Origin of the sequence: Limnoraphis robusta BA-68 BA1 (genome assembly GCF_034932365.1) — a bacterium.
Taxonomy (GTDB): Bacteria; Cyanobacteriota; Cyanobacteriia; order Cyanobacteriales; family Microcoleaceae; genus Capilliphycus; species Capilliphycus robustus.
In genome coordinates this window covers 88,643-107,165 of sequence record NZ_JAYGHR010000064.1, presented here as the reverse complement: position 1 = coordinate 107,165, position 18,523 = coordinate 88,643, and the positions used below count along the sequence as shown (strand labels likewise).

At 42.0% G+C, this 18,523-nt stretch carries 14 protein-coding genes; 13 read left to right on the top strand and 1 reads right to left on the bottom strand.

What is annotated here, in order from left to right:
- Window positions 1-148: 148 nt before the first annotated feature.
- The 6 genes from VB836_RS16330 to VB836_RS16305 all read left to right on the top strand — a co-directional run bounded on the left by VB836_RS16330 (window position 149) and on the right by VB836_RS16305 (window position 7,769).
- A complete protein-coding gene (locus VB836_RS16330; RefSeq protein WP_323220713.1) occupies window positions 149-2,104 on the top strand; it encodes a chromosome partitioning protein ParA in 1,956 nt (651 codons plus the stop codon).
- A gap of 198 nt (window positions 2,105-2,302) precedes the next feature.
- A complete protein-coding gene (locus tag VB836_RS16325) occupies window positions 2,303-4,168 on the top strand; it encodes a hypothetical protein (RefSeq protein ID WP_323220711.1) in 1,866 nt (621 codons plus the stop codon).
- Between the two features lie 100 nt (window positions 4,169-4,268).
- Window positions 4,269-4,817: a dTDP-4-dehydrorhamnose 3,5-epimerase gene (gene rfbC, locus VB836_RS16320; protein WP_323220709.1), complete on the top strand. Its 549-nt coding sequence runs from the start codon at window positions 4,269-4,271 to the stop codon at window positions 4,815-4,817.
- On the top strand, window positions 4,814-5,695 hold the full coding sequence (gene rfbD / locus VB836_RS16315) for a dTDP-4-dehydrorhamnose reductase (protein WP_323220707.1): 882 nt from the start codon (window positions 4,814-4,816) through the stop codon (window positions 5,693-5,695). The genes rfbC and rfbD overlap by 4 nt, the downstream gene beginning before the upstream one ends.
- A gap of 128 nt (window positions 5,696-5,823) precedes the next feature.
- Window positions 5,824-6,897, top strand: a complete 1,074-nt coding sequence (locus tag VB836_RS16310) for a glucose-1-phosphate thymidylyltransferase (RefSeq protein ID WP_323220705.1) — start codon at window positions 5,824-5,826, stop codon at window positions 6,895-6,897.
- On the top strand, window positions 6,894-7,769 hold the full coding sequence (locus VB836_RS16305) for a glycosyltransferase (RefSeq protein WP_323220703.1): 876 nt from the start codon (window positions 6,894-6,896) through the stop codon (window positions 7,767-7,769). The genes VB836_RS16310 and VB836_RS16305 overlap by 4 nt, the downstream gene beginning before the upstream one ends.
- On the opposite strand, the gene VB836_RS16300 is transcribed toward VB836_RS16305, so the two are convergent.
- Complete coding sequence (locus VB836_RS16300; protein ID WP_323220701.1) at window positions 7,766-9,121, bottom strand: sensor histidine kinase; 1,356 nt, start codon at window positions 9,119-9,121, stop codon at window positions 7,766-7,768. The genes VB836_RS16305 and VB836_RS16300 overlap by 4 nt on opposite strands.
- 567 nt (window positions 9,122-9,688) lie before the next feature.
- On the opposite strand from VB836_RS16300, the gene VB836_RS16295 reads away from it, so the two are divergent.
- The 7 genes from VB836_RS16295 (at window position 9,689) to VB836_RS16265 (ending at window position 18,439) form a co-directional block, all read left to right on the top strand.
- Entirely contained in the window at window positions 9,689-11,110 is a 1,422-nt protein-coding gene (locus VB836_RS16295; protein ID WP_323220699.1) for a pentapeptide repeat-containing protein, read from the top strand.
- 176 nt (window positions 11,111-11,286) lie between these two features.
- The gene (gene hemB, locus VB836_RS16290; protein ID WP_323220697.1) at window positions 11,287-12,282 is read left to right on the top strand and encodes a porphobilinogen synthase; all 996 of its coding nucleotides are present in this window, start codon (window positions 11,287-11,289) and stop codon (window positions 12,280-12,282) included.
- A 237-nt stretch (window positions 12,283-12,519) separates the two neighbouring features.
- Window positions 12,520-15,141 (top strand): bifunctional diguanylate cyclase/phosphodiesterase, encoded by a 2,622-nt coding sequence (locus VB836_RS16285; protein ID WP_323220695.1) that lies wholly within the window; start codon window positions 12,520-12,522, stop codon window positions 15,139-15,141.
- A 113-nt stretch (window positions 15,142-15,254) separates the two neighbouring features.
- Window positions 15,255-15,686 (top strand): SufE family protein, encoded by a 432-nt coding sequence (locus VB836_RS16280; RefSeq protein ID WP_323220694.1) that lies wholly within the window; start codon window positions 15,255-15,257, stop codon window positions 15,684-15,686.
- 60 nt (window positions 15,687-15,746) lie between these two features.
- Window positions 15,747-16,118 carry a phosphoribosyl-AMP cyclohydrolase gene (gene hisI / locus VB836_RS16275; protein ID WP_323220692.1) on the top strand — a complete coding sequence of 124 codons (372 nt, stop codon included), beginning with the start codon at window positions 15,747-15,749 and terminating at the stop codon, window positions 16,116-16,118.
- A gap of 128 nt (window positions 16,119-16,246) precedes the next feature.
- Window positions 16,247-17,845 carry a cysteine--tRNA ligase gene (gene cysS / locus VB836_RS16270; protein WP_323220690.1) on the top strand — a complete coding sequence of 533 codons (1,599 nt, stop codon included), beginning with the start codon at window positions 16,247-16,249 and terminating at the stop codon, window positions 17,843-17,845.
- Between the two features lie 408 nt (window positions 17,846-18,253).
- Window positions 18,254-18,439, top strand: coding sequence for a hypothetical protein (locus tag VB836_RS16265; RefSeq protein WP_323220688.1), 186 nt, complete (start codon window positions 18,254-18,256; stop codon window positions 18,437-18,439).
- Window positions 18,440-18,523 lie beyond the last annotated feature (84 nt).

Below are 18,523 nucleotides of genomic sequence, written 5' to 3'. Positions count from 1 at the left end.
GAAAAAACGGATTCACTCGATGTTAGAACTCAGAGATTGGTGATTCCAACAGTCAAGTTAATCCGTTCAGAGGCTTAGTATCCGTTTTGAAGTTGATCATCAATTGAATCAAAAGCAAACCACGAACCATATAAAAAGCGAGATAACAATGAAGTCTTCTATATCACTTTCCGATCAACCCGTCATTTTAGAAAAACCAGCTTTTTGGTCTCATATCTTTTTGTGGATGATCATGCTGGTTTCCACTTCTGCGATCGTTTGGGCTTATTTCGCCCGAATTGAACAAACGGTTCCGGCTGTCGGACAATTAGAATTTTCGGATGGGGCGCGGGAAATTCAAGCCCCAACTACAGGCGCAGTCGTGAGATTACACGTGGAAAATGGCGATCGCGTGGTCAAAAATCAACCCCTCCTCACCTTTAGTCCGACAAATCCCAGTGCTGATCTCAAGTCTTTAGAAGAAGTTAGAAAAACCCTAGAGCAAGAAAATCAATTTTATCAAGGCGTTGTCGGAGGTCAAGCCAACGGACAATCTTCGCCGGAATTACAAACTTTAATTAAAGAACGAGAAGCTCGCATCGGGGAAAATCAAGCCCTGCAATCGCTGCTTGATGAACTTTATAATGGTCAAGGCGGAATCGGCAATTACAATCCAGCCCTCGCGGGTTTGGTGTCGAACTACCGGGCTGAATATTTGTCTCGGATTAATACCGTGCAACTGCAAATTCAAGAGTTACAAAAACAACTCAATCAAGCTGAAGATTCAGAATCAGCCGCTCGTCAACAGTTGAGGTTCGCACAAGATCAGTTGGCTTCTGCGGAAAATCAATTGACTTACTCTCAAGAACAATTAAATTCTTCCCGAGAACAGCTCGAACTTGCTAAAGGACAACTGGAAAAATCAAAAGAAGTTTTAGGTTCTAATGAACGGATTCTCGGTAGACTTGATCCGTTAGTTGCTGAAGGTGCGATCGCAGAACTCCAAAAAGATCGTCAACAGCAAGAAGTTCTCAGAGGGGAAACTGAAGTCCTCCGACAACAAGATCAAATCGAAGCCCGTCTCGGAGAAATTAACCAGCGCCAAGGGGAAATTAATACCCGCAGAGGAGAAGTTAATGCTCGTCAAGGTGAAATTTCACGGGTTGAAGCTGAAATTCAAAATCAAATCGGAGAACAGGAACGCCTTCAGGTTGCCATGTCCCGAACCGCAGAACAATTGCAAAATACAAGAGATGCTTGGGCCAGAGAACTTTATACTCGTATTGAAGAAAACAAAAAAGCGATCGCCAGCACAGATGCTCAACTCGGTCGATATAAACTAGAAAACCAAAAGCGGTTGTCGGAAATTAATGCTCAAGTTGAAAAAGCAGGACAACAGCGAGATACTCAAATTCTCCGAGCGCCCGCCGCAGGGATTATTTATGAATTGGCACCTTCGACGAAAGATGACTCGGAGTTAGATCTCAATCAAGATGAGATTTGTCAGTATATTGTTTCTTCTATTCTCCAGCCCGGAGATCCTCAACCGAAACGCTGCGAAGAAGCCTATTATGAAGCGCAACAAACCGAAAAATTACTGCAAATTTTAGATGATGATGGGGGTTTGGAAGCCGTTGTTTATGTTCAAAATACGGATGTTGCTCTGGTGTTGAATGCGCTGCGAAACAAGCGAGAAAAGCTGGTTCCTTACAATAATCAGGAAATCGCTGGAGAAGTGATTGAATGTACACCGGAGAAAGACTGTATCTGTCCTGAGTCTGAAGAAGCACGTCAAGAAATAGGTTTGAATGATCGCGATTGTCTTCCGGTTGAACTGAATATTGATGCGTTTCCGGCTGGGGAATTTGGTACCGTTCCGGGTGAGTTAAAATGGATTAGCCAAGAAGCGATTCCACCCGATGAACTGCGTCAATATTTTTCGTTTAAAGCTAAGGTTAAGTTAGAGCGTGAACACTTTGTTTTAAATAAAGAGGAAGATATTCAAGTCGCTTTACAAGCAGGTATGGCCGTAAACTCCAAGGTTAATATTGGTAAACGGACGGTTTTACAAATGCTGTTTAGCCGACTCACTGGACAGTTTAATAGTGTTACGGATGTGAGATAATTCGTAAATAGTTAACAGTGTAGGGGCGGGTTCGACAAAGATTTATCTCTTACCGAAAACTTTGATAAACCCGCCCTTACTTGCAGTAAAGAGTGAGAAGGCGGGTTTATCTAGGTGATCAGTGACTGACAGACATCAATGCGGAACCCGCCCCTACAAAACGGTTTACTGACACCTGAAACCTGACTAAAACTATGGATGTTAAAACAATCTTTCAGACTTTCTAAAACTGATTTTATTCTTCTCGCTTTCTATTTTATACCCTTTGTTATTGTTATTGGATATATTACACAGTTTGGGGTTAATATTCCTGTCTATGATCAATGGGTTTTACCGAAACTGTTTGAAAAAGTCGCGACAAACCAACTTTATTTTAGGGATTTATTTGAACTCCATAATAATCATCGAATTCTCTTTCCTCGCCTGATTTTTATCGCTTTAGCTTTCCTGTCAGATTGGAATATTAAACTCGAAATGTTTTTCAGTCTGGGGTTAGCGGTTCTCACATTTATTGCTATTTATATTCTCGCTTCTATTACTTCATCCCCCAAAGATCGCAACTTATTTCATGTAGCTAATCTTTTAACCGGCTGTTTAATTTTTAGTTTAAATCAAGAATGGCTTTGGGGGTTTCAACTTCCTATTTTTTTGATTAACTTTTGTTTGATTCTGGCTTGTCTCGTTTTATCATTAAAATGTTTAAACTCTAAAAATAAACTGATTTTAGCGGCTATTTTTTGCTTTGTTGCTAGCTTTTCTTCGGTTCAAGGTTTAATCACTTGGCTAGCCGTTATTCCCCTAATATTATCACAGGATGAACCCCAAATCTCTAAAAAGAAGCAATTGTTAATTTGGCTAACAGGATTTATTTTATCTGGTGGAATTTATGCCATAGGTTATCAACAAGAACCCCGAATTATCAACCTATCATTCACTGAATATCTATTAACAGCAATTCAGTTTTTTCTAAATTTATTAGCCGCACCTATTGTAAAAATCCCAATTTTATCGACTCTTATTGGAGCGATAATTTTTGTTCTATTTATCGGCATATTGATCTATTGTTTGAAAACCTATTCCTTAAACTTAACCTGCCCCCCAACTCCTCTCTATCCCCCCTGCCCCCCTTTAAAAGGGGGGTTAGGCGAGGGGAGTCATAAAATCGAGGAATCATTAATCACACTTCCTATCACCAAAAATTCCTATAATCAATTTGCGCCTTGGTTATCTATTGGTTTATTTTCTCTCTTGACTTCTCTGTTGATGACTTGGGGACGAGTGGAATTTGGGGGAAATTATCCCTTGACAGCCACTCGATATACAACGCATACTTTATTATTAATTGTTTCTCTTGTTCAACTGTGTAGACTGTTAATAACTCATTCTAAAAAAATCGGGAATTTCAACAGAGAAAATAGAATTTTAATCTATAGCTTTTTGGGGGGAATTCTATTGAGTTTAATTGCAGTTAGTTCTCAAACCGCTATGACTCAGGCAAAATTAGAACTTCCCAACAAACAAAGTAGTCAAACCTGTTTAAACCTCTTTTATTATCTAGAAGATTCGGACTTTTTTAAAATCTCACCTGATAGATGTTTACTTCCGATGAGTAAATCAACCTGGTGGATTCGAGATGGGGTAGAATCATTAGATAAAATCCAGATGAGAAGCTTTGCTGAAAATATCCCGTTTATTTCTCAACCGAATCAAGTTCACGGCTATATTGATCAACCTTCAACACCATTAAAGCTTAAAGTTAATCAGATCCTTCGTATAGGAGGATGGGCAATTTTACCCGATAAAACCCAACAACCCCGTTTAGTTTTTTTATCTTTCGGTGAACAAAATTCATTCTTTGCAAATGCTGATATCATAGGAGAAAGTCCCGATATCGCCGAATTTCTCAACTCTCAGCGCTACGGTTTAGCCCGTTGGGAGGTGATGTTTTCCGCCGAGTCCTTACCCATAGGGGAAACGAAGATTTCGGCTTGGGTTTATGATCCACAGCAACAGCAATTTGTACGGTTGCAGGGAGAAGTCAAACTCAGCATTGCGACGGAATAAGCCCGTTAATTGGGGAAAAATTAAAGATTTAGTCAAATTTTCAGAAAAGTATAATTTCTTTGTTAAGATGTAAAGTGGCGAATCGCTGCTTAGATAGGGCATGAATGTAATTCCCACAGAAATCCCGGATGTGTTAATCCTAGAACCGAAAGTATTCGGAGACGAACGAGGATTTTTCTTTGAAAGTTTCAATCAGAAAGTTTTCGCAGACAAGACAGGTGTAACAGCAGCATTTGTTCAAGATAATCACTCCCGATCCCGTCAAGGTGTCTTGCGAGGCTTGCATTATCAAATCGAGCAAGCCCAAGGTAAACTTTTACGGGTTGTTCAGGGTGAAATCTATGATGTTGCTGTTGATATCCGCAAAAGTTCTCCTACATTTGGACAATGGGTGGGCTGTATAATTTCGGCTGAAAATAAACGACAATTCTGGGTTCCACCCGGCTTTGCTCATGGATTTTTAGTCGTTTCAGAGATTGCGGAAGTTCTGTATAAAACGACAGATTATTATGCCCCGCAACACGAACGTTCAATTTTGTGGAATGACCCCGATTTAGGAATTAATTGGCCTATAGATGGGATCACTCCAATGCTTTCAGCCAAAGATCAAGACGGTACAACCTTGAAAACTGCGGACGTTTTTCAATGAGACAAATATTACTCATCGGTAAAGACGGCCAATTGGGTCAGGAATTACAACCGTTTCTCGCCCCCTTGGGAGAGGTGAAAAGCTTTGGACGAGAGAGTTTAGACTTAGCAAACCCAGAGGCGATCGCTAAAATTGTTGCTGATCATAAGCCCGATTTAATTATTAATGCAGCAGCCTATACAGCCGTAGATAAAGCCGAAAGTGAACGGGAATTGGCACTTGCAATTAATGGCACCGCTCCCGGTATTTTGGCGAAAGAAGCCCAACAAATCGGGGCGACATTGATTCATGTTTCCACAGATTATGTCTTTGATGGAACCCAAAGTCATCCCTATTTAGAAACGGATCAAACTCAGCCTTTAGGCGGCTATGGTCAGTCAAAATTAGCCGGAGAACAGGCGATTTTGAAAACAGAGGCAAATGCAGCTATTATTAGAACCGCCTGGGTTTATGGCGTGGGAGGGAAAGGAAATTTCGTGAAAACCATGCTGCGACTGGGGGCGGAACGAGAAGAATTACGAGTGGTTTGTGATCAGGTAGGAAGCCCAACTTGGACGGGGGATTTAGCCGTAGCGATCGCTCAATTAAGTGAGAAAATTAATTCAGAAACCACCGGAATTTATCACTATACAAATAGTGGAGTTACCAGTTGGTATGATTTCGCCGTTGCTATTTTTGAAGAAGCCAAACACCTGGGTTTTCCTCTGAAAATTCAACGAGTTGTCCCCATTTCTACGGCGGAATATCCAACTCCCGCACGTCGTCCGGCTTATTCGGTTCTCAATACCCAAAAAATATCGGCAATACTTGGAACATATCCTCCCCATTGGCGACAAAGTTTGAGAAAAATGCTCTCAGAGTTGGCAACCAAGGGTTAATCAGGTTAGGTTAGATTTGAGGTTTTTGGGGTAGGTGGAGAAGCAATTCCCATCAAAAGCCTACCCAAAAACGAGCTTAACATTTCCCGTGCAAACATCAAAGACTTGACAAATTCTGAGATTTTTTTATGAAAGCACTCATTCTTTCTGGTGGTAAAGGTACTCGTCTTCGTCCTTTGACTTATACAGGAGCAAAACAGCTTGTTCCTGTTGCGAATAAGCCGATTTTATGGTATGGAATTGAAGGAATTGTTGCCGCAGGTATCACCGAAATAGGGATTGTGATTAGTCCCGAAACTGGAGAAGAAGTCAAAGCGGTAACGGGAAATGGAGAACGTTTTGGTGCAAATATTACCTATATTTTACAAGATCAACCAGCAGGTTTAGCTCATGCGGTTAAAATCTCTCAATTCTTTTTAGGGGATTCTCCCTTTGTGATGTATTTGGGAGATAACCTGATTCAAAATCCATTGAATCCTTTTGTTGAACAGTTTAAATCTAAACAACTCGATGCCCTCATTTTACTACGAACTGTTGAAAATCCTACCGCTTTTGGGGTTGCAGTCGTCGATGAACAAGGACGAGTTTTAAAGTTAGTTGAAAAACCGAAAGTTCCTCCTTCAAACTTAGCTTTGGTGGGGGTTTACTTTTTTGATAAAACGATCCATAATGCGATCGCAAATATTCAACCTTCCCCTCGGGGCGAGTTAGAAATTACCGATGCCATTCAAAAACTGATTGAAACTGAGAAAAAAGTTGAAGCCCGTAGCTTAGATGGGTGGTGGTTAGATACCGGGAAAAAAGATGATCTCTTGAGTGCGAATCAGATTATTCTCGATGAATGTATTCAGCCTTCTAACGAGGGTGAAGTCGATGAAAAAACTCAAATTATCGGACGGGTTAAAATTGGTTCGGGAAGTAAATTAATTAACTGTAGTGTTCGTGGCCCTGTTGTGATTGGCGAGAATTGTCACTTAGAAAACTGCTTTGTCGGCCCCTATAGTAGTATAGCCGATGAAGTGACCATTATTGAGGCAGAATTAGAGCATAGCGTCATTTTAAAAGGGTCAAAAATTGTCAATATTCATCCTCGAATTGTAGATACATTAGTTGGACGACGTGCTGTATTAACAACCAGTCCTCAACGTCCCAAAGCCATGCGGTTTATGATTGGAGATGACTGTCAAATTGAACTCACATGATTTACTGGATAACGGTTAATTATTACTCAACTTCATTAATTGAGCAATTAATTAACTCAATTCCAGTTCAAGATGAAATCAATTATCGAGTTATCATCGTTAATAATTCTCCAGATGATAGCTCGATTTATGGTTTGAAAACTGAGTGGGTTACTGTTCTAGATTCTCCAGAAAATATTGGTTTTGGTCGAGCTTGTAATATTGGATTAAATTGGGTTTATCAACAAAATCCTCAAGCCATTGTTTGGTTAATTAATCCCGATGCGTATTTAACAGAAAATAGCTTGAAACAAGTAATGGAGTTTTTCACAGCCTATCCTGATATTTCGATTTTAGGAACAATTGTTAATGAACCGACGGGAAAAATATGGTTTGGGGGTGGAGAGTTTAACGCAAAAACAGGACAAATTATTGCTTTAGATGCGATCGCAGAAAATCAGAAATCTAATCTACCTTATATTACCATGAAATGGGTAACAGGATGTAGTTTATTAATTAATCTCAAACGATTTTCTGAATGTCCTCAGTTTGACCCCGATTATTTTCTATATTACGAAGATTTTGACTTTTGTTTGCGCTCTGGAAAACAAGGACATCAAGTGGTGATGTCTTCAGAAATTCGAGTCATTCATCAACCTTCATCCATTACGAAGCAAAATCAACCCTTAAAAATTCAGCAAAGTATTTACAGTTATCTTCTCAGCTTAGAAAAACATACAAACTTTTGGGTGTTGGGATATCGTTTGTTGAGAATGAGTCTGGTTTCTCTTGTTTCTTTACTCATTTCTCCTCAACTTTCCCGTCATAAACTCATCGGAATTTTGCTTTATTGTCGAAGAATGCACCCTCTCAATAGAATTTATAAACCTTAGCGTTCATCTGATTCGTTGTCATGTTTTAGCGGTAACAAAATCTCAAATTCAGTCCCTACTCCCGGTGTAGAATTTAAAATCAATTGTCCGCCATGCTTTTCGACAATAATTTGATGGCTAATAGCGAGTCCGAGTCCTGTTCCTTTTCCGACTGGTTTTGTCGTGAAAAAGCTCTCAAAAATTCTATTTTGAATTTCTACAGGGATTCCTAAACCGTTATCAGCGATTTGAATAGAAATGTAGTCTTTAATCTGATCATCTGAATCTAATAATTGTTTGATTTCCGTCTGAATTCTAACTTCAGGAGATTCATCCCTATCTGTTTTTAGGCGTTCTTCTACAGCATCAATACTATTGGCAATTAAATTCATAAAAACCTGGCTTAACTGTCCGGGATAACAAGGAACTAAAGGAAGATTTTGATAATTTTTAATGACTGTAATTCCCATCTTGAGACGATTTTTTAGAATTAATAATGTACTGTCCAAACACTCGTGAATATCAGTTTCTTTTCGATGGGAGCCATCCATATAGGAAAAACTTCGTAGACTACTAACCAGTTGATTCATCCGTTCGGAAGACAGTTGAATACTTTTAATTAAATCCGGCAAATCTTGTTTTAAAAATTCGATATCTAGCTCTTCTTTAAACTGTTTTATGTCTTCATTTTCAGCATCGGGAAACTTCTTTTCATAAACCCCTAAAACCGTTAATAGAGTCTGACAACTATCTTGAATAAACTTAGAATTTCCCGAAATACAATTGAGAGGGTTTCTTAGTTCGTGAGCGATTCCAGCGACCATTTGACCTAATAAAACTAGCTTTTCTGTTTGAATTAATTGTGCTTGTGTTTTTTGTTTGAGTAACTGAGTTGCGAGTTGATGAAGATGAGATTGAGCCAATAATAACTGTTGAGTGTCAAGCACCTGATATTCTTCAGGAAACAGACGAACAACAATCGGTTCATACAGCATTTCTGTATCTCTTTTAACCGCTCTATTAGCTGCTTCTAAAATCGGAGTATTACCGGATAAGATTAACAATTCATCCGTCACAAAACGATGTAATAATCGAATACAACGATTTAAAAACAGTTCTCGTCCATAGGGACGACTCAACATTCTGATAAATCTACGCTGAGAAATCATTCCGACAAACTTTCCTTGATCAGTCAGGATGATACCCGGAAGAAATCGATGGGTTTCAAAAATGCGAGTCAAACTAATTCCGGGTTCTTCCAGATCAACTTGAAAACTATACAGGGGAAGATCTTGTACCGTTGATTCTAAATGGATCTCTTGCGTTAAAAAAACAGAGGAAGTAGAGAATAAAGATTCTGACATCATAACCATAATAAACGGGGATTTTTATATGCAAATACTGGACTGATCGCTCGCCTAAACCGGATGTTTTTTGATCTCAAGAAAGTTCTTCAATCATTTAATCCAGCTTTGAATCAAGATAATAGATCAATTTAAGTTTAGCTAAATAACTCCCCCAATTAGGTTAAGACCAGGTTATATTTTTTCCGATGTGACTTCCCTCTGGGTTTCAGATCGAGTTTTTTGATAGAATTTAAGAATCCTTTACAGTTTAGGAGATTTCCCCGATCATCCCTGTAGCAGAACTTGGCGATCGCATCCGTAGAATCACTGAGATTTTCACAGACTGTTAATCAAATTATTACTGTGAGGAGGTGTGGATTTTTGAGTTTCATCAGAATATCACAAATCCTAAATAGTATTAGATAGATATCGGAATTCATTTGGTGTTATCATCAAGGCAAGACAAACAATTATTCAACCTCAAGTAAAGTTCAAAAAACGAAAATTCGACTCAAAACCCCGGTAACTTTATCGCGCACCGGGGTTTTTAGCTTGGTTCACTGGTGACTGGTCACTGATCACTGTTAACTGTTGATGGATGCCTCTAATCCTGATAGTCTAAGAAAGACGGTGGTTCGAGTCCTAAAAATAGCATCGGGTTGCACCGTCTCTAGTACCAACAGAGCCGAATCGCAATCTACTCAAGAACAGCAAAACATGGTAGAACCTCACTCCAAACAACATCCCATAGAGCAGAAAACGACTGCGGTGAAAGCCCTGCAAGCCTTAGCTCGTCCCAACATAACCTCTCCCCTGGAAAAATCCCCCTCTGCGGTTCCCTTCTTTCAACAGAAAACAATCACTTTAGTCGGGATCACCCTACTGGCGAGTCTAGCTGTATTGAGTACCCTGATCGCCATTAGCATCGGGCGGGAAAATCATCGACTCAGCGATCGCCTACAAGCCGAACAGTCCCGCCAGCAGACGCCTTCAGAACAAGAGAAAAAACAACAGTTACAGCAGCAAACCCTCAACACTCGTCAATGTCCAGAATGTGATCTCAGTAGTGCGAACCTACGATCGGCTGACCTGCGAGACGCCTACCTTTGGAAAGCTAACCTCAGAGAAGCCGATCTCTCCAATGCTTACCTCGAAAAAGCCGACTTGCGTGGTGCCAACCTGCAAGGGTCTGACTTGGGTTATGCTAGCTTCAAAAACGCTAACCTGGGTTATGCCAACTTTATGGGGGCCAAACTCACCAATACCGATCTCACCGGCGCCAATCTCTGGCAAGCTAACCTCAGAGAAGCTCAACTTGTGGATGCCAATTTACAACAAGCAGATCTGCGTGGCGCTAAACTCGAAAATGCCAACCTCGCCTCCGCTAAACTCAGTCAAGCTAACTTCGGATCAGCCCTCTTACTCGGCGCTAACTTAGAAGAAGCGAATCTACATCAAGCAGATCTCCAACAAGCCAATCTGACTAAAGCCCGACTCACTCGTACAGATCTAAGTTCAGCGAACCTGCAAAAAGCCACTCTCGGCGATGCTCAACTGATCGAAGCCAATTTAGAAAACGCCGATTTAACAGAAGCTAAACTCTGGGTTGCTCAACTCGAAAAGGCTAACCTCAAAAATGCCATATTAGCAAAAGCCAAACTCGGTTATGCCAAGTTCAAAGGCGCAAATTTAGAAGAAGCTGACTTAACCGATGCCATCTTAGAAGGCGTTATTCTAGAAGATGCTAACCTCGAATCAGCCAACCTCGAAGGCGCAAATTTAGAGCGGGCTAACCTGATTGGTGCCTATCTCAAAGATGCTAATCTGAGGGAAGCCAACCTACAAGGTGCTGATTTACGGGGAGCTAACCTCCAAGACACCAATCTCAGAAATGCTTATCTACAAGGTGCCAATTTGCGCGGGGCTAACCTCAAAGGTGCTAGTCTCAGAGGTGCGAATTTGCGAGATGTGGATCTAACCGGGGCAATTTTACCGAACGGGAAAGTTTCTCCCTAGTCAAGAGATTTTCATACTTATTCACACAATTGTATGGATTTGTATCGGCAGAATTTTAAGGGATTCAACAGATGCAATAATGATCAACTTGATCAGACTGAGATCAAACTGAGAATTAAAGCCACAGTTTTTCAAGCTCAGAGTTAGCATTTCTAACGCAATTTTTGAGATCTATTATGAGTCACTCCTCTCGCTTAAATCTAGTCCAACGCCCTCGTCGTCTTCGTCGTACCGATGCTCTGCGACGCATGACTTGTGAAACTCAACTCACGGTTAATGACTTAATTTATCCCCTGTTTGTCATGGAAGGGGAAAATACGAAAGTCGAAGTGGCTTCAATGCCCGGAAGCTACCGCTATACGTTAGATTTACTGTTGAAGGAAGTCACAGAAGCCCATGCTTTAGGGATTCCGGCGATCGCACTTTTTCCGCTTGTCGCCGAAGACAAAAAAGACAACGCCGGAACCGAAAGCTACAATTCCGAGGGATTAATTCAACGCACGGTTCGCGCCATTAAACAAGAAGTTCCTGATATAATGATTGTGACGGATGTTGCTCTTGATCCCTTTTCAACCAAAGGTCACGATGGCATCGTTAGTGACGAAGGAGAAATCCTCAACGATGAAACCGTCGAAGTGTTAGTCAAACAAGCCGTTTCTCAAGCCGAAGCGGGAGCCGATATTGTTGCCCCTTCTGATATGATGGATGGGCGTATCGGTGCCATTCGTCAGGGGTTAGATGCCGCAGGTTATACGAATGTTAGCATCTTAGCCTATTCTGCTAAATACGCCTCAGCTTATTATGGCCCGTTCCGGGATGCCCTAGATTCCGCCCCGAAATTTGGTGATAAAAAAACCTATCAAATGAACCCAGCCAACGCCCGCGAAGCCTTAACGGAAGTGGCGCTAGATATCGCAGAAGGGGCAGATATGGTGATGGTTAAACCCGCACTGGCTTACTTAGATATTATTCATTTAGTTCGTTCAGCAACTAACCTTCCCGTTGCCGCTTATAATGTTAGCGGAGAATATGCCATGATTAAGGCAGCCGGACAAAAGGGTTGGATTGACGAGAAAAAAGTAATGCTAGAAACCCTCACCAGCATGAAACGAGCAGGTGCTGATGTAATTTTAACTTATTTTGCCAAAGAAGTGGCTTTAATTCTCCACTAGATAGAGTCTCCTCAACTTTCAAACTGAATCACCTTCAAGCCAAGGAAAAAAGTCTTTGGCTTTTTTTAGATGAAGAATTAATAATTTTTCTCAACAGTTTGTTATAGTTTGCTTGAATATTAGATGAAATTGACCAAAATCAAAAAAATTGATAAAATTTAAAGTATAAAAAAAGATACAGTTTGACAGAAACCCGTCCTAAAACAAACTCTTTTAAAGCAAAAGAAAAGATCATAAATGCCACATCAACAATATTTTCTCCATCAAATTACCAACCGGATTCGACAATCTCTAGAACTGCCAGAAATCCTCAACGCAACTGTGGAGGAAACCCGTTTATTTTTAGATGTGGATCGGGTGAAAATTTACCGTTTTGATGCAGATGGCAGTGGAGAAGTGATTGCCGAATCCATCAAAGACAAAAACCTTCCTTCACTGTTAAACTTGAAGTTTCCAGCCACAGACATCCCCAGTCGCGATCGCCATCTGTTCATCAAAGCCAGACAACGAGTAATCGTAGACGTAGCCGCTCAACGGAGAATCACCAATCAACTCGACAGTCCAGAAACCGGAGAGCAACTCCCTCAAGAAGATATCCGCTACGCCACCGTCGATCCTTGCCATGTGCAGTATTTAAGCGCAATGGGTGTACAAGCCTCACTGGTGACTCCGATTCTGTACAACAAGCAACTCTGGGGGCTGTTAGCAGTTCATCATAAAACACCGCGTCCCTACACAGAGCGAGAACTGCAAATCCTGCAACTGATCGTCGATCAAGTCTCCGTTGCGATCGCCCAGTCAGACCTTCTACGGCGCACCCGAGAACAAGCCCATTATGAAGCAATCATCAATCAAGTCAGCCAACTGCTGCACTGTCCTCTGTCCAGCAACGAAATTCGTCAGCGTGTTTTAGAAGAAACCGTAGCCGCCCTGAATGCCTCTGGAGGGCGACTGTACATCATCGCCGAACCCACAGGCATCTCCGCACAACTTTACACCGTCGGGCCTCAACCCCGTCAATCCTTCCTCGAAGAAATTCCACTCTGGGAAAAATTAATTCATTCCATCGGAAAACCCAAGAGTGAACTCAAAGAAACCCACTCTTTACAACAGTCGAAGTTATATAGCCAAGACCTACTCAATCACCAACAATTAACCACCTGGAATTTCGGAGAACAAACCCATCGCCTCCTCACCCTAGAAGATTTGCAAACGGATCAGGATCTCGCACCCCTCGCCCCAGCATTTGAGGGAACCGAGATTCGTTCTATTGCCTTAATTCCCCTCCAGTTTTACTCCTCACAAGTCGGCTGTCTCACCCTGTTTCGTAACGGCTATAACAGCGAAGTCTACTGGGCAGGTCGTCACAGTCCCGACGAACGCAACCAAAAGCCTCGTTGTTCCTTTGAAGCTTGGCGAGAACAAAAACTCGATCAAGCCCCTCAGTGGAGTCCTGAAGAACTAAAACTCGCTAAATCCATCGGACTCCATCTTTACATGGCGATCGCTCAAAAACGAGTCGAGTCGATTATGCGTTATCAAGCCTCCCATGACTCCCTGACTCGCCTTCCCAACCGCCTCCTCTTCGATGAACAGCTTGCTCTAGCCCTCGTCAACAGCAAACAGTATCCAGAAATTCTGGGGGTCGCCTTTTTAGATCTCGATCGCTTTAAAGTCGTTAACGATACCCTTGGCCACGCCACCGGAGATCGACTGTTGCAGCAAGTCGCCATTCGCCTCAAGCAATGTTTACGAAACTGTGACACCATCGCCCGTTGGGGTGGAGACGAATTCACCCTGCTTTTCCCTAATCTGAGTTCATCAGAAGAAATCACCAAAATTGCTCAGAGAATCCTCGATAAACTCACCATTCCCTTCGTGATCGATAACCAAGAACTCTATGTCACAGCCAGTCTAGGAATTGCCCTCTGTCCCTATGATGGAGAAGATGCCCAAACCCTTCTCAAACACGCCGATGCTGCCATGTATCGCGCCAAACAGCGAGGTCGCAACAATTATCAACTGTTTGCCGAAGAGATGCACCACAAAGCACTCAATCAACTTGCCTTTGAACGAGACTTGCGCCGCGCCCTCGCCCGAGAAGAATTTCTCCTCTATTATCAACCCCAAGTCGAAATTGCCACAGGTTGTATCGTGGGTTTAGAAGCCTTAATTCGCTGGCAACATCCCCAACTTGGTTTCGTTTCCCCGGATCAATTCATTCCCTTAGCCGAAGAAATTGGTTTAATTGCACCCATTGGACAGTGGGTCTTACAAACCGCTTGTATTCAACATCAAACCTGGCTGGCTGAGGGTTTTCCGCCTATAAGAATTGCGGTTAATTTATCCGCCCGACAATTCCATCAATCTCATCTGATCAAAATTATTCTGCAAACCCTGCAAGAAACCGAAATCGATCCCCAATATCTGGAGTTAGAAATTACTGAAAGTGCTGCGATGCAGGATGTACAGTTCACCATCAAAATTTTACAAGAATTGCGAGAGATGGGCTTACACATCACTATCGATGACTTTGGCACTGGCTACTCATCCCTCAACGTCATCAAACATTTTCCCCTGAATACCCTGAAAATTGACCGCTCTTTCGTCAAAGATTTAGTCGATAATCCCAATGATGCCGCGATCGCTCAAACCATTGTCGCTTTGGGTAAAGGACTCAAACTCCAAGTCGTCGCTGAAGGCGTCGAAACCCCCCAACAGTTGGCTTTTTTACGTTCCATTCACTGCGATCTTGCTCAAGGATACTTCTTCTGTCCCCCTGTTCCGGCGGCTGAAATCTCTCAACTCCTCTGTCAATCTGATCCGAGTCTAAACCTCAAGCCTCCGATTTGTAGCTAACTTTATCATCTGGAAGTGCATCTTTCGTTTTCGGGCTACCTCAATTTTCTGCTATCTCAAACCCCGCTTTCAGTTAGACTGGAGAAAGATAAGGTCTAAAAAAATTGCTGATCATGTCCTCAACTGCAACACCCCTACCGCCATCGCTTGATCGCATTGTTCAACGGTTCAAACGCGCATCTTCCAACAAACTGCGCTATGAACAACTCCTCACACTCGCTCAAAAATTGCCTGAATTTCCCGCCGATGCTAAAATCTCAGACAATAAAGTTCCTGGCTGTGTGTCTCAAGTTTACGTGATTGCAGATTTAGATGATTTCGGCAAAGTGCAATTTCAAGGAGACTCAGATTCCCAATTAACCAAAGGATTAGTCGCTTTATTAATTCAAGGATTAAACGGACTATCTATCCCCGAAATTGAAAACGTTACTCCTGATTTTATTCAAGAAACAGGCCTACAAGCCAGTCTGACTCCCTCACGAGCGAACGGATTTTACAACATCTTTAAAACGATGCAGCAAAAAGCGATCAAAACTAAAGCTTAATCCCCCAGAAACTCAACACTGATCTCCCTTACCCGTGCCGCAGCTTTCGTTGAAAAAGAGATGATTAATCAAGACTATTTGTGGATAGAAACCCTAAAATTTAATCAACAAGGATTAATTCCCGCGATCGCTCAAGACTATCAAGATAACACCGTTCTGATGATGGCTTGGATGAATCACGAAGCCCTGCAAAAAACCCTCGAAACGGGAGAAGTTCACTACTGGAGTCGTTCTCGAGGTGAACTCTGGCATAAAGGGGCAACATCCGGGCATATTCAAATTGTTAAAGAACTTTACTACGATTGTGATGCCGATGTATTGTTAATTAAAATAGACCAAGTTGGAGGCATCGCTTGTCATACCGGAGTCAGAAGTTGTTTTTTTAATTCCGTTACGCTCAAAAACTTTAAACGTTTAGGTGAGTTTGATTGAAGGTTTATCAAAGGATGAATTAATCATATATAAACTCTCATTAAAATCAAACATCCTCCTACATTGTTCACTTCTAACTGTTAGCTAATCACTGATAACTGTTCACTGTTCACTGTTCACTGTAAAGAATGTCTCTCCAAATTTATAACACTCAAAGTCGTAGCAAAGAAACCTTTATCCCCCTAGAACCCGGACAAGTTAAAATGTATTGCTGTGGGGTAACTGTTTATGATTATTGCCATCTCGGTCATGCCCGTTCCTATATTGCCTGGGATGTGGTGCGTCGCTATTTAGAATGGTTAGGATACACCGTTAAATACGTGCAGAACTTTACCGATATTGATGATAAAATTCTCAATCGCGCTCAAGCTGAAAACTCTTCAATGGAAGCCGTATCTGAGCGCTTTATTCAGGCTTATTATGAAGATTTGCGCCGCTTAAACGTTCGAGATGCTGATGCCTATCCTCGCGCAACTGAAAATATTACCGAAATTTATCAACTCATTCAACAATTAGAAAAAAAGGGCTACGCCTACGCCAGCAATGGCGATGTTTTCTACAGTGTTGAAAAATTTCCTGAATACGGTAAACTCTCAGGACGCAAGCAAGATCAACTGCTTGCAGGTGCCAGTGGGCGAGTCTCAGCTTCCGAGGGGGAAAAGAAACATTCTTCCGACTTTGCCCTTTGGAAAGCCGCTAAACCCGGAGAACCCGCTTGGGAGTCTCCTTGGGGAGAAGGGCGCCCCGGTTGGCACATAGAATGTTCGGCAATGGTGCGGCGACTCCTGGGTTCAACCATAGACATTCACGGCGGAGGCGGTGATTTAGTCTTTCCTCACCACGAAAACGAAATTGCTCAGTCAGAAGCAGCGAACTGTGAACCGCTTGCCCGGTTCTGGATGCACAACGGCATGGTCACAGTCGGCGGGGAAAAGATGTCAAAATCTTTGGGAAATTTTACCACGATTCGCCAATTATTGGAACAGGTTGATCCGATGGCAATCCGGTTGTTTGTCTTGCAAGCCCATTATCGCAAGCCATTAGACTTTACCTCAGAGGCGATCGCATCAGCAGAAAATGGCTGGAATACGTTTAAAGAGGGACTGCTGTTTAAATCTCAATTTGCTGAAAAATTGGGGTGGGTTGTTAATAGCAACACAACAGAGTCTATAAACGATGATGATAAATCCAAAAAGCCCATTTTTCCTGCTCTCGTATTTTTCGCTATCTGTCGAATTTTGTATCAAAACACACGAGAATCGTGGATTTTTGTAGTAGATAAATTAAGAGGGAGAAGCACCGTCAAGAAAAAATATTCTCAGCTTGACAAGAATGCCGTTGAACGCTTCCAAACTGCGATGGATGATGATTTTAACACGTCAGGGGGATTAGCGGTTCTGTTTGAACTGGCGAAGGAGTTACGCAAGGAAGGAAATGTGATCACTCACGAAGGCAAAACGGAAACGCCTCTCGAAGACATTCAGCAAACTTGGTGGACTTTGGTACAACTGTCGAAGGTGTTGGGGTTAGAAGTTCAGACGGAGGATACCCAAACTGATGCTGTATCTGGGTTGAGTGATGCCGAGATCGAAACTTTAGTTCAAAAACGACTCGATGCCCGTCAAGCGAAAAATTATGCGGAAAGTGATCAAATTCGCGATCGCTTGAAAGAAGCGGGAATTACGTTAATTGATCGCCCCGGTGGAGAAACCGTCTGGCATCGTTAAGGCAGTTATCCGTTATGCAGTAGGGGTAATTCATGAATTTACCCCTACCCGTTTTTTCAGTCAAGGGCGGGTTTATAGCGGTGTACGCTCCTATGAGGTACAAACCAGAAACCCGGTTTCTTGAAGAAACCGGGTTTCTACTCAAGGGCGGGTTTATTAATGTTGTTTCTGGGAAGCATAGATTTTTGCAGAACCCGCCCCTACGCTCACTGTCAAGGGCGGGTTTATTAATGTTGTTTCTGGGAAGCATAGATTTTTGCAGAACCCGCCCCTACGCTCACTGTCCCCTGTCCCCTATTTATTAAACTGTAGCTTTTGTAACGGATTTTTAATTCTGTATTCTGGAATACAAAAAATTCGATAAACTAAAAAAGAGTCACAGAGGACAATAGCAAGGGGAACTTAGGAATGAATACTCAAGAACAGTTAAAATACGACTATCGGATTAAATCTCAGCCGAGCGATCGCTTCAACCTCGTTTTAGTCATTGTGTTAACTTCCTTGTCGATGGGACTGGTGCCGATTGCACTGCTACCGATGTCCGCCATTTCAACGGATTTTATTCCCCATGAGGCGAGTCTCTGGAAAGATTAAAGATCAATAATTTCTTAAGTTAATCGGTAAAAAACAAAGACTGTCTGGAGGGAGAAATTTTAAGTGCTGTTGTCAGTTTGTCCT